This window comes from Streptomyces sp. NBC_00576 (assembly GCF_036345175.1).
GTDB lineage: Bacteria > Actinomycetota > Actinomycetes > Streptomycetales > Streptomycetaceae > Streptomyces.
Genome location: NZ_CP107780.1, coordinates 3,279,099 through 3,291,756, shown reverse-complemented (window position 1 = coordinate 3,291,756; position 12,658 = coordinate 3,279,099). Strand labels below are relative to the sequence as shown.

General features: G+C 69.3%; 10 protein-coding genes. All 10 read left to right on the top strand.

Features of this window, described 5'->3' with window-relative positions; genetic code table 11:
* Positions 1-379: 379 nt before the first annotated feature.
* The 10 genes from rho to OG734_RS13595 all read left to right on the top strand — a co-directional run bounded on the left by rho (position 380) and on the right by OG734_RS13595 (position 12,443).
* Positions 380-2,449 carry a transcription termination factor Rho gene (gene rho, locus OG734_RS13640; protein ID WP_330287754.1) on the top strand — a complete coding sequence of 690 codons (2,070 nt, stop codon included), beginning with the start codon at positions 380-382 and terminating at the stop codon, positions 2,447-2,449.
* Between the two features lie 208 nt (positions 2,450-2,657).
* Positions 2,658-4,403 (top strand): trypsin-like serine protease, encoded by a 1,746-nt coding sequence (locus OG734_RS13635; protein ID WP_330287753.1) that lies wholly within the window; start codon positions 2,658-2,660, stop codon positions 4,401-4,403.
* Positions 4,404-4,610: 207 nt separating this feature from the next.
* Positions 4,611-5,708: an LCP family protein gene (locus tag OG734_RS13630; RefSeq protein ID WP_330287752.1), complete on the top strand. Its 1,098-nt coding sequence runs from the start codon at positions 4,611-4,613 to the stop codon at positions 5,706-5,708.
* Positions 5,709-5,940: 232 nt separating this feature from the next.
* Positions 5,941-6,165: a 50S ribosomal protein L31 gene (gene rpmE, locus OG734_RS13625; RefSeq protein ID WP_164315309.1), complete on the top strand. Its 225-nt coding sequence runs from the start codon at positions 5,941-5,943 to the stop codon at positions 6,163-6,165.
* A 103-nt stretch (positions 6,166-6,268) separates the two neighbouring features.
* Positions 6,269-7,345 carry a peptide chain release factor 1 gene (gene prfA / locus OG734_RS13620; protein WP_330287751.1) on the top strand — a complete coding sequence of 359 codons (1,077 nt, stop codon included), beginning with the start codon at positions 6,269-6,271 and terminating at the stop codon, positions 7,343-7,345.
* A gap of 87 nt (positions 7,346-7,432) precedes the next feature.
* A complete protein-coding gene (gene prmC, locus OG734_RS13615) occupies positions 7,433-8,272 on the top strand; it encodes a peptide chain release factor N(5)-glutamine methyltransferase (RefSeq protein ID WP_327700331.1) in 840 nt (279 codons plus the stop codon).
* Positions 8,273-8,325: 53 nt separating this feature from the next.
* Positions 8,326-8,973, top strand: a complete 648-nt coding sequence (locus tag OG734_RS13610) for an L-threonylcarbamoyladenylate synthase (protein ID WP_189149585.1) — start codon at positions 8,326-8,328, stop codon at positions 8,971-8,973.
* Complete coding sequence (locus tag OG734_RS13605; protein ID WP_330287750.1) at positions 8,970-9,650, top strand: arsenate reductase/protein-tyrosine-phosphatase family protein; 681 nt, start codon at positions 8,970-8,972, stop codon at positions 9,648-9,650. The genes OG734_RS13610 and OG734_RS13605 overlap by 4 nt, the downstream gene beginning before the upstream one ends.
* 81 nt (positions 9,651-9,731) lie before the next feature.
* Positions 9,732-10,985, top strand: coding sequence for a serine hydroxymethyltransferase (glyA, locus tag OG734_RS13600; protein WP_330287749.1), 1,254 nt, complete (start codon positions 9,732-9,734; stop codon positions 10,983-10,985).
* Positions 10,986-11,111: 126 nt separating this feature from the next.
* Positions 11,112-12,443: an MraY family glycosyltransferase gene (locus OG734_RS13595; protein ID WP_330287748.1), complete on the top strand. Its 1,332-nt coding sequence runs from the start codon at positions 11,112-11,114 to the stop codon at positions 12,441-12,443.
* Positions 12,444-12,658: the final 215 nt, after the last annotated feature.

The following is a 12,658-nucleotide window of genomic DNA, read 5'->3' as shown; positions in this document are numbered from 1 at the left end:
GGGGAATGTTTGTTGGATCCGGTAGTGTTAACCTCAAGTCTGCACCCGACCCCACCATGGCGAGGTGCTTTGTGTCCCCGTCCGGGACAGACATTCTTCCGGGAGCCCCCCAAGCCACTCTGTGTTTCACGCGGCGTTTCATTTGTCGTGTGCAGGCGCTGAGCGGCATTCAGGGCACGCTCCGGAACCGGTGTGACCAAGCCGCCTGACACGGACACTCAGTGTCATTGGCTTTGGGAAACGCCATCACCAGAAACCTCTTCCGCCGCTTCGGCGGACCACCGCCCCGGCACGGTCCACTCATGAAGGACCGATGCCGGACAGCAAAACCGGTCGCCGTGCCAGACAGGCCGACGTCCGCTCCAGGGAAGGACCCTTCGTGAGCGACACCACCGATCTGATGGGCGCACGTGTCGAGGAGACCGCTGCGGCGCCCTCCACGGACGCCTCCGCGCCTGCCACGGGTGCCGGCTCCCGGCGGCGCCGCGGTACCGGCCTCGACGGCATGGTGCTGGCCGAGCTGCAGCAGGTTGCATCCGGCCTCGGTATCAAGGGCACTGCGCGGATGCGCAAGAGCCAGCTGATCGAGGTCATCAAGGAGGCGCAGGCCGGGGGCGGAAGCCCCAAGGCCGCAGCTGCCCCCGCCGGGGACGCCGCCGAGACCAAGCCGAAGCGCCGCGCCACCTCCAAGGCCCGTACGGGCGAGGACACCGCGCCCGCCGCCGCCGAGAAGAAGGCGGCCGTGCAGGTCGTCGAGGCGCCCGCCGAGAAGGCCGTGGCCCAGCAGCAGATCGAGATCCCCGGCCAGCCCGCCAGCGACGACGCCCCGGCCGAGCGCCGCCGGCGCCGCGCGACCGCCGAGGCCGGCAGCCCGGAAACGGTTGTCGCCGAGGCGAAGAGCGAGCCGAAGGCCGAGACTGCGGCCGCGCAGACGCAGACCGACACCGGTGACGGGGACGGCCGCCAGGGCCGCCGCGACCGCCGGGACCGCAGCGACCGCGGCCGGGACCGCGACCGTCGGGGCACCAAGGCCGACGAGCAGCAGGGCGGCACCCCGCAGCGTGGGACCCAGCAGGGCCAGGCGCAGGGCGGCGGCCGTCAGGACCGCCAGGACCGTCCCGAGCGCCAGGACCGTCAGGACCGCCAGCAGCGGGACACCGGGCCGCGCGACACCGGGCCGCGGGACAACGGGCCGCAGGACGACGACGACTTCGACGGCGGACGCCGTGGCCGTCGTGGCCGCTACCGGGACCGCCGTGGCCGTCGCGGACGCGAGGAGTTCGGCCCGAACGAGCCGCAGGTCGCCGACGACGACGTCCTGATCCCCGTCGCGGGCATCCTGGACATCCTCGACAACTACGCCTTCATCCGTACGTCGGGCTACCTGCCGGGCCCCAACGACGTGTACGTCTCCCTCGCTCAGGTCCGCAAGAACGGCCTGCGCAAGGGCGACCACGTCACCGGCGCGGTCCGTCAGCCGAAGGACGGCGAGCGCCGCGAGAAGTTCAACGCGCTGGTACGTCTGGACTCGACCAACGGCATGGCCCCCGACTCCGGTCGCGGGCGCCCCGAGTTCAACAAGCTGACCCCGCTCTACCCGCAGGACCGCCTCCGTCTGGAGACCGACCCGGGCGTCCTCACCACCCGCATCATCGACCTCGTCGCGCCGATCGGTAAGGGCCAGCGCGGTCTGATCGTGGCCCCGCCGAAGACCGGCAAGACCATGATCATGCAGGCGATCGCCAACGCGATCACGCACAACAACCCCGAGTGCCACCTGATGGTCGTCCTGGTCGACGAGCGTCCGGAAGAGGTCACCGACATGCAGCGGTCGGTGAAGGGCGAGGTCATCTCCTCGACCTTCGACCGCCCGGCCGAGGACCACACCACGGTCGCCGAGCTGGCCATCGAGCGCGCCAAGCGTCTGGTGGAACTGGGCCACGACGTCGTCGTACTCCTGGACTCGATCACGCGTCTGGGCCGTGCGTACAACCTCGCCGCCCCGGCCTCCGGCCGCATCCTGTCCGGTGGTGTCGACTCGACCGCCCTGTACCCGCCGAAGCGCTTCTTCGGTGCGGCCCGCAACATCGAGGACGGCGGCTCGCTGACCATCCTCGCCACCGCGCTGGTGGACACCGGGTCCCGCATGGACGAGGTCATCTTCGAGGAGTTCAAGGGCACCGGCAACGCCGAGCTCAAGCTCGACCGGAAGCTCGCCGACAAGCGCATCTTCCCGGCGGTGGACGTCGACGCGTCCGGTACCCGTAAGGAAGAGATCCTGCTCGGCAGCGACGAGCTCGCCGTCACCTGGAAGCTGCGCCGGGTGCTGCACGCGCTCGACCAGCAGCAGGCGATCGAGCTGCTGCTCGACAAAATGAAGCAGACGAAGTCGAACGCCGAGTTCCTGCTCCAGATCCAGAAGACGACGCCGGGCGGCAACAACGACTGACCGTCGGCACAGCGGCGGACCCGCGTCCGTCGAGCAGTAACCAGCAAAGGGTCACCTCCCGTTCCGGGAGGTGACCCTTTGTGACGTATGCGACAAGTGTACGATCGCGCTCTTCGGGTCCGTTCTCGTGATGTGCCCGAACTGACGATCCCTAGGGGGGACTTGAGTGGGAACAACCATGTCTGGTGACGGTCGGCACAGACGTCGTATGCGCGTCCTCGTGCCCGTCGTCGCGGCCGGCCTCGCCGCCGCGGTCACCGGCGCGCTGATGATGTCGTCCGCGAACGCCGCCACCGCCCTGCCGCAGTCCACCGTCGCCGTGGGCCACAGCACGACCGGTGCCGCCGAGTTGAAGCAGCGGATCGCGGGCGCGGTCGCCGGTGACCGCACGCCGGGCGCCACGACGAAGAAGTCGGCGCCGACCGCCGGCGCCGTCGACGGCACCAAGGACGCGAAGATCATCGGTGGTTCGACGACCACCATCTCGGCGGCCCCGTTCATGGCCCAGCTCTTGTACCGCGACGACCGGGGACTGGCCTTCTTCTGCGGCGGCGCCGTCATCGCGCCGACGAAGATCCTCACCGCCGCGCACTGCGTCAAGGGCTACAACTGGGCGGACTACGGCGTCGTCATCACCGGTAGCGCGACGCTGCCGGACGCCGGCGGGAACACGAACGGGGCCGTGGCCGCCGTTTGGCGCCAGTGGAACTACCCGACGTACAACTCGACGACGCTGGACCACGACATCGCCGTCCTGACGCTCGACCGCGCCGTCAAGGCCGCGCCGATCCGGATGACGACGGCCGGCGACACCGTCTCCTACAAGGCGCTCACCAACGCCAAGGTCTACGGCTGGGGCCGCACCAGCTCCACCAACGAGAACGTCTCCCGGACGCTGAAGACGGCCACGCTGCCCATCCAGTCCGACGCCACGTGCTCGCGCGCCTATGGCCGCGGCTTCTTCAAGGGCCACATGGTCTGCGCGGGCAAGCCCGCCACCGGCAGCGACGCCGGCACCACCAGCGCCTGCAACGGCGACTCCGGCGGCCCGCTCGTGGTCGGCGGCAGGGTCGTGGGCGTCGTCTCCTGGGGTGTGGCGAACTGCGTCGAGAGGGGCGCCTACAGCGTCTTCTCGAAGGTCACGTCGTACGTCGGTGCCGTGTACCCGCGGGTCGAGGACGCGAACCTCAACGACGACCACCGGGCCGACCTGTGGCTGCGCCGTGCCTCCACCAAGATCGGCTACGAGAAGTACTCCACGGGCGCCGGGTTCGGCCCCAGCCAGCCCGGGGACAACCGGGGCGCCGTCAACGTCGTCCTCCAGACGGACCTGAACCGGGACGACTACCAGGACCTGGTGTTCCGCGACAGCGCCTCGGGCGCCGTCTACTGGGAGCACTTCGTGCCCGATCTCGAGGGCGGCGAAGGGGTCTGGGCCACGAAGAAGATCTACAGTGATTGGAAGACCCGCACCCAAATCATCACCCCCGGTGACGTCACCGGCGACTACAAGCCCGACCTCCTCTCGGTCGACTCCGCGGGCGCCCTGTGGATCTACCCGGGCGACGGCAACGGCGCCTTCGGGGCGCCGTCCAAGGTCTCCACCAGCTGGAACCAGTTCAACTCGGTCGTCGGCCACGGCGACTTCAACGGTGACGGCAAGGCCGACCTCCTCGCCCGCAGCAAGACCGGCTCGGTCGGCTACCTGTTCAAGGGCAACGGCAGGTCCGGCCCCCAGGCCTTCGCGGCCCGGGTCAAGGTGCGCACCTGGAACACCTTCAACACCCTGGTCGCACCCGGCGACGTGACCGGCGACGGAAGGGCCGACTTCCTGGGCCGTACGGTCGCCGGATCGATGTACCTCTACCCGGGCACAGGCAAGGGCACGAGCGAGATCTTCGGCACACCGAAGGTTGTCGGAACCGACTACAAGCAGTTCGACATCATCAGCTGAACCCGCAGGTGAACGGGGTTCTCCGAGAAGTTTCGGAAGAGTATCCCGCCCGTACGGTCGTGCACTGTGCCCTTCGCACCACGCGAAGGGCACAGTGCGTTGTGCAACCCTTTTTCCGTAATGACCGTCTGACTGAGCGGTTACGACGGAAACAGGACTGTCCCTGAAAGCAGGGGGTAACCGACCGGACGAGACCGAGGGAAGCGCATGTCCGCCGAGAGCAATCCGCTTGATCCAGCGAAGAGGCGCAGCCGTCGCAAGCCCCGCGGCAGGCGCTCCAAGGCGCTCCTCGTCGCAGCCTGGGTCGCCGCGGGCATCGTCGTGCTCGGCGGCACCGGCCTCGGATACGTGTACTTCAAGCTCAACGGCAACATCAAGAGTGTCGACATCAACCAGGCCCTCGGCACCGACCGCCCTACCAATGTCGACAACGGCTCCGAGGACATCCTGGTCCTGGGCTCCGACACCCGCTCCGGCGCCAACAAGAAGCTCGGCGGCGGTACGGACGACGGCAGCGCCCGCTCGGACACCGCGATGATCGTCCACGTGTACGAGGGCCACCAGAAGGCCAGTGTGGTCTCCGTCCCCCGGGACACCCTCGTCGACCGCCCCCGGTGCGCCGACGCCAAGGGCGTCACGCACGACGCGGCCTCCGGCGTGATGTTCAACTCCGCGTACACCACGGGGGGCGCCGCCTGCGCGGTGAAGACCGTCGAGTCGCTCACCGGGCTCCGTATGGACCACTACATCGAGGTCGACTTCGCCGGCTTCCAGAAGCTCGTCGACGAGCTGGGTGGCGTGGAGATCACCACGACGAAGGACATCAAGGACTCGGACAGCCACCTGAACCTGAAGGCCGGCACGCACAGGCTGAACGGCAAACAGGCCCTCGGTCTGGTCCGTACCCGCCACGGCGTCGGCGACGGCTCCGACCTGGGCCGCATCCAACTCCAGCAGGCGTTCATCAAGGCCCTCGTCGACCAGATCAAGGACGTGGGCGTCCTGACGAACCCCAAGAGGCTCTTCGATCTGGCAGACACCGCCACCAAGGCCGTCACCACCGACTCCGACCTGGGCTCGGTCCGCTCCCTGACCTCCTTCGCGACGGGCCTCAAGAGCATCAGCTCCGCCAACATGACCATGATCACCATGCCGGTCGAGTACGACCCGGCGAACCCCAACAGGGTCATGGTCGACAAGAGCAGGGCCCGCTCGGTCTGGAACGCCCTGAAGGCCGACCAGCCCATTCCGGCAACCGCGACCAAGGGCACGGCAAAGGGCGACGCGGCAGGCGTGGTGAGCTGAAAACAGGGGGCGCAGCCCCCGTTTCCAGGGGCGCGGGGCTGTGAATTTACGGCTCCGCCGCAGGGCGCGACAAGCCGCAGCGGACCCGCGCCGAAGCCGCAGGGAATACCTGAGGGCAACCCCCGGTTTTGGGGGATGCGCCCAGTCCTGGCAGACTGGTACGTCGGCCCCGGTTCACGCCACCGCACCCCGCGGCAGCGACCCGGCGCCCTCCCGAAACTAGGAGAATCCCTTGAAGCGCGAAGTCCACCCCGAGTACGTCGAGACGCAGGTCAGCTGCACCTGTGGCGCGTCGTTCACCACCCGCAGCACGATCACGAGCGGCAACATCCGCGCCGAGGTCTGCTCCGAGTGCCACCCGTTCTACACGGGCAAGCAGAAGATCCTCGACACCGGTGGCCGCGTGGCCCGCTTCGAGGCCCGCTTCGGCAAGGCCGCTGCCGGCTCCACGAAGTAGCGAGGCACCAGCGCCGGTCCACGGTCGCCCTCCGGGGCGTACCTGGACCGGCGTTTTTGGTCGCCCGCCATCCCCCACGCACCACACGTTTTCAGGAGCCACCATGTTCGAGGCCGTCGAGGATCTGCTCACCGAGCACGCCGACCTGGAGAAGAAGCTCGCCGACCCGTCGGTCCACGCCGACCAGGCCAACGCGCGCAAGCTCAACAAGCGCTACGCCGAGCTGACCCCGATCGTCACGACCTACCGCTCCTGGAAGCAGACCGGGGACGACATCGTCACGGCGAAGGAGTTCGCCGTCGACGACCCCGACTTCGCCGCCGAGGTCAAGGAACTGGAGAAGCAGCGCGAGGAGCTCACCGAGAAGCTGCGCCTGCTGCTGGTTCCGCGTGACCCCAACGACGACAAGGACGTGATCCTGGAGGTCAAGGCGGGCGCCGGCGGCGACGAGTCCGCCCTGTTCGCCGGGGACCTCCTGCGGATGTATCTCCGTTACGCCGAGCGCGTCGGCTGGAAGACCGAGATCATCGACGCCACCGAGTCCGAGCTGGGCGGCTACAAGGACGTCCAGGTCGCCGTGAAGACCAAGGGCGGGAACGGTGCCACCGAGCCCGGCCAGGGCGTCTGGGCCCGCCTGAAGTACGAGGGAGGCGTGCACCGCGTACAGCGCGTGCCCGCGACCGAGTCCCAGGGCCGGATCCACACCTCCGCGGCCGGTGTCCTGGTCACCCCCGAGGCGGAGGAGGTCGACGTGGAGATCAACCCGAACGACCTCCGCATCGACGTGTACCGCTCCTCCGGTCCCGGCGGCCAGTCCGTCAACACGACCGACTCCGCGGTGCGCATCACGCACGTTCCCACCGGAGTCGTCGCTTCCTGCCAGAACGAGAAGAGCCAGCTGCAGAACAAGGAGCAGGCGATGCGTATCCTGCGCTCCAGGCTCCTCGCGGCAGCCGTGGAGGAAGCGGAGAAGGAGGCCGCGGACGCCCGCCGCAGCCAGGTCCGCACCGTCGACCGCTCCGAGAAGATCCGTACGTACAACTTCCCGGAGAATCGCCTCTCGGACCACCGCGTCGGCTTCAAGGCGTACAACCTCGACCAGGTGCTGGACGGCGACCTCGACGCCGTCATCCAGGCCTGTGTCGACGCGGACTCCGCAGCGAAGCTCGCGGCAGCGTAAGCCCCGTACGAGCCCCGTACGAGTGACGAGTACCGGAGGACCAGCGTGCAGCAGAACATTGGGGGACGGCCCCCGAGCCCCCGCAGCTTGCTGCTCGCGGAGGTGGCCCAGGCCACCCAGCGGCTGGCCGACGCGGGCGTGCCCTCGCCGCGCAACGACGCGGAGGAGCTCGCCGCGTTCGTGCACGGTGTGAAGCGCGGCACGCTGCACACCGTCAAGGACATCGACTTCGACGCCCGCTACTGGGAGGTCATCGCCCGCCGCGAGGCCCGCGAGCCGCTCCAGCACATCACCGGGCGCGCCTTCTTCCGCTACCTGGAACTCCAGGTCGGGCCGGGCGTGTTCGTGCCGCGCCCCGAGACCGAGTCGGTCGTCGGCTGGGCCATAGACGCGGTCCGCGCGATGGACGTCGTCGAGCCGCTGATCGTCGACCTGTGCACCGGCTCCGGCGCCATCGCGCTCGCCCTCGCCCAGGAGGTCCCGCGCTCCCGGGTGCACGCCGTGGAGCTGTCCGAGGACGCCCTGGCGTGGACCCGCAAGAACATGGAGGGGTCCAGGGTCGACCTGCGGCAGGGCAACGCCCTGGACGCCTTCCAGGACCTCGACGGCCAGGTCGACCTGGTCATCTCCAACCCGCCGTACATCCCGCTCACGGAGTGGGAGTACGTCGCTCCGGAGGCCCGGGACCACGATCCCGAACTCGCCCTGTTCTCGGGCGAGGACGGCCTCGACCTCATCCGGGGCCTGGAACGCACCGCCCACCGTCTGCTGCGGCCCGGCGGCGTCGTCGTCGTCGAGCACGCGGACACCCAGGGCGGCCAGGTGCCGTGGATCTTCACCGAGGAACGGGGCTGGGCCGACGCGGCCGACCACCCGGACCTCAACAACCGCCCGCGCTTCGCGACCGCCCGCAGGGCCACGCCGTGAGCATCACCCAGACTCTCTACCCCCAGCAGTACGTGTACGAGGAGGCCCGCTAAATGGCTCGGCGATACGACACCAACGACGCGACCGACCGCACGACCGGTCTGCGCGAGGCCGCGTCCGCCGTCCGCCGCGGCGAGCTGGTGGTCCTCCCGACCGACACGGTGTACGGCATCGGTGCCGACGCGTTCTCCTCCGAGGCCGTCACCGACCTGCTGGAGGCCAAGGGCCGCGGCCGTGGCATGCCCACGCCCGTCCTGATCGGTTCCCCGAACACCCTGCACGGCCTCGTCACGGACTTCTCCGAGATGGCCTGGGAACTCGTCGACGCCTTCTGGCCGGGCGCCCTCACCCTCGTCGCCAAGCACCAGCCGTCCCTCCAGTGGGACCTGGGAGACACCCGCGGCACGGTCGCCGTTCGCATGCCGCTGCACCCGGTGGCGATCGAGCTGCTGACCGAGGTCGGCCCCATGGCGGTCTCCTCCGCCAACCTGACGGGCCACCCGGCCCCCGAGGACTGTGACGCCGCCCAGGAGATGCTCGGCGACTCGGTCTCCGTCTACCTGGACGGCGGCCCCACGCCCGGAATCGTCCCGTCGTCGATCGTCGACGTCACGGGCAAGGTGCCGGTTCTGCTGCGCGCGGGCGCACTGTCGGCCGAAGAGCTGCGCAAGGTGGTCCCCGACCTTGAGGTGGCGAATTGACTGCCCCTGACGCGGGGCGTGGCATAGGCACGCGTACGGGGGGCACGGGGGCTCAGCACTGGAACGGGGCCTCGCGGGACGCCTTCCGCATCCTCTATGTCAGCACCGGCAACGTCTGCCGCTCACCGATCACCGAGCGGCTGACCCGGCATGCCCTGGCGGACCGGCTCGGCGACCCGCTGTGGGGCGGCCTGATCGTGGAGAGCGCCGGTACGTGGGGCCACGAGGGCGCGCCCATGGAGGCCAACGCGGAGGCGGTCCTCGCGGAGTTCGGCGCGGACCCCTCCGGGTTCACGGGGCGCGAGCTGCTCGACGAGCACGTGATCCGGGCGGACCTGGTGCTGACGGCCACGCGGGACCACCGCGCGCAGGTCATCTCCATGGGCCACTCGGCGGGCCTGCGCACCTTCACCCTGAAGGAGTTCACCCGCCTGGTGAAGGCGATCGACCCGGCGACCCTGCCGCCGCTGGACGACGGCATGATCGAACGCGCGCGCGCCCTGGTCCGCGCTGCGGCCGCTCTACGCGGGTGGCTTCTCGCGCCCACCGCGGAGGCGGACGAGGTGTACGACCCGTACGGGGCGCCCCTGACGTTCTTCCGGTCGATCGGGGACGAGATACAGCAGGCGCTGGACCCGGTGGTGACGGCACTGACGGGGGTCGCGGCGCGTACGTAGGCGGTTCGTAGGTGCACCGGGCGCACCCGCTCTCCCAGGCCTACATTGGACATACGTCACCGTCGACGTCCGGAGTCCACCATGTCGGTCACGCGTGCCCTTGAGGGCGATGTCGCTGTTGAGGTACTGCGCCGGCAGGACCCCGAGCTTGCCGAGGTGCTGCTCGGGGAGATCGAACGGCAGTCGACGACGCTCCAGCTGATCGCCGCCGAGAACTTCACCTCGCCGGCCGTGCTGGCCGCGCTCGGCTCGCCGCTGGCCAACAAGTACGCCGAGGGGTATCCCGGCGCCCGGCACCACGGCGGCTGCGAGATCGTCGACGTCGCCGAACGCGTCGCCGTGGAACGGGCCAGGGCGCTCTTCGGGGCCGAACACGCCAACGTCCAGTCCCACAGCGGGTCTTCGGCCGTTCTGGCCGCCTACGCCGCCCTCCTGCGCCCCGGTGACACCGTCCTCGCCCTCGGGCTGCCCTACGGCGGCCATCTCACCCACGGGTCGCCCGCCAACTTCTCCGGGCGCTGGTTCGACTTCGTCCCCTACGGGGTGGACGCGGAGAGCGGGCTCATCGACTACGAGCAGGTGCGCGCCCTCGCCCGTACGCATCGCCCCAAAGCCATCGTCTGCGGTTCCATCACCTATCCCCGGCACATGGACTACGCCGCCTTCCGTGAGATCGCCGACGAGACGGGCGCCTACCTCATCGCGGACGCCGCCCACCCCATCGGGCTCGTCGCCGGGGGAGCGGCGCCCAGTCCCGTGCCGTACGCCGATGTCGTCTGCGCGACCACCCACAAGGTGCTGCGCGGGCCGCGCGGCGGGATGCTGCTGTGTGGCGCGGAGCTCGCAGAACGGGTCGACCGGGCGGTTTTCCCGTTCACGCAGGGGGGCGCGCAGATGCACACGATCGCCGCCAAGGCCGTCGCCTTCGGCGAGGCGGCGACCCCGGCCTTCACGGCGTACGCCCATCAGGTGGTCGCCAACGCGCGGGTGCTGGCGGCGGGGCTGGCCGCCGAGGGGCTGGTCGTCACCACGGGCGGGACCGATACGCACCTCATCACGGTGGATCCGGCGCCGCTGGGAGTGGACGGGCGCACCGCACGGGGGCTGCTGTCCGCCGCCGGCATGGTTCTGGACTGCTGTGCGCTGCCCCATGGGCAGGCGCGTGGGCTGCGGCTCGGGACGGCGGCGCTGACCACGCAGGGGATGGGGGACGCCGAGATGGCGCGGATCGCGGTGCTGTTCGCGGGTGTGCTGCGTGGGGCTGTCGAGAGCGGTGGGGCGCGTGAAGAAGTGCGAGAGCTGGCCGGTAGATTTCCGCCGTATCCCGGGCGGTGAGGGGTAGTCGTCAACTCGTGCACAGGCACGCGTGCAACCATCGTCGCTACCCGGAAGTCCCCAACCTTAAGCGTCCCTCGCTAGGGTGTGGGGCCTGGATGACCAGCGAGACCTGTGGGGAAGCCCGTGCGTGAATACCTGCTGACGCTCTGCATCACGGCCGCGGTGACGTATCTGCTGACAGGGCCGGTACGGAAGTTCGCGATCGTGGCCGGAGCGATGCCGGAGATCAGGGCCCGTGACGTGCACCGGGAACCCACTCCGCGGCTCGGCGGGATCGCGATGTTCTTCGGGCTGTGCGCCGGACTGCTGGTCGCCGACCACCTCACCAACCTCCACGAGGTGTTCAAGAACTCGAACGAGCCGCGGGCGCTGCTCTCCGGCGCCGCGCTCATCTGGCTGATCGGTGTCCTGGACGACAAGTTCGAGATCGACGCCCTGATCAAGCTGGGCGGCCAGATGATCGCCGCCGGCGTCATGGTGATGCAAGGGCTGACGATCCTGTGGCTGCCGATCCCCTCCGTGGGCAACGTCGCGCTGACCCAGTGGCAGGGCACCCTGCTGACGGTGGCGCTGGTCGTCATCACCATCAACGCGGTCAACTTCGTGGACGGCCTCGACGGCCTCGCGGCCGGCATGGTGTGCATCGCGTCGGCGGCGTTCTTCCTCTACGCCTACCGGGTCTGGGTCTCGTACGGCATCGAGGCCGCCGCCCCGGCCACCCTGTTCTCGGTGATCCTGATGGGCATGTGCGTCGGCTTCCTGCCGCACAACATGCATCCCGCCCGGATCTTCATGGGCGACTCCGGGTCGATGCTCATCGGGCTGGTGCTGGCCGCCGGCGCGATCTCCATCACCGGACAGATCGACCCCGACGCGATGAACCTGTTCTCCGGGTCCGAGCGCAACACCGTGCACCAGATGGTGCCGGTCTACATCCCGCTGCTGATGCCGCTCACCATCATCGCGATCCCGGCCGCCGACCTGGTGCTGGCCATCGTGCGGCGCACCTGGCGCGGACAGTCGCCGTTCGCGGCCGACCGGGGGCATCTGCACCACCGGCTCCTGGAGGTCGGGCACTCGCACAGCAGGGCCGTCCTGATCATGTACTTCTGGTCGGCGCTCATCGGCTTCGGCGCCTTGTCCTACTCGGTCAACAACGCGTCCATGTGGATCGTCCTCAGCGTGGTGGCACTGAGCGCGATCGGACTCGTACTCCTGCTGCTGCCGCGCTTCACGCCGCGCACCCCGCGCTGGGCCGAGCGCTTCGTGCCGCCCCGCTACCGGCGCAGCCGGACAGCGGAGGCCGGGGCGACGGCGCCCGCGATGGCCGGTGAGGAGGCCGCTCCGGAACACCGGGCTCCGGTGCGGGCCGGCGTCTCGGGAGTCAACGGGGCGACCGCGATCGGCGCCCGTTCGCGGCTTCTGGACCAGCGCAAAGCAGGGTCGTCGCGCTGACGCAAGGTAAGAATCTGACTAACACTTTGCTTGAAACAGAGAGAGTAGGCAGAGGGTAAAGCGTCCCAATACCAGACAAGTCGGCGCTGGTTCTGCACAGACGTGCAGGTTCACTCTCATGTGTGACGCCGAGCACACCATCCAGGTAAAGACCTCATCAAATAGTTTGTGATACGGTTCACGAGAACCCCGGACAGAGCCGAAGGACCGCAGTG

Excerpts from the sequence above, each read along its gene's own strand:
- OG734_RS13635 (WP_330287753.1), top strand. The coding sequence starts at position 2,658 with ATGCGCGTCCTCGTGCCCGTCGTCGCGGCCGGCCTCGCCGCCGCGGTC.
- OG734_RS13630 (WP_330287752.1), top strand. The coding sequence starts at position 4,611 with ATGTCCGCCGAGAGCAATCCGCTTGATCCAGCGAAGAGGCGCAGCCGT.
- prfA (WP_330287751.1), top strand. The coding sequence starts at position 6,269 with ATGTTCGAGGCCGTCGAGGATCTGCTCACCGAGCACGCCGACCTGGAG.
- OG734_RS13610 (WP_189149585.1), top strand. The coding sequence starts at position 8,326 with ATGGCTCGGCGATACGACACCAACGACGCGACCGACCGCACGACCGGT.
- glyA (WP_330287749.1), top strand. The coding sequence starts at position 9,732 with ATGTCGGTCACGCGTGCCCTTGAGGGCGATGTCGCTGTTGAGGTACTG.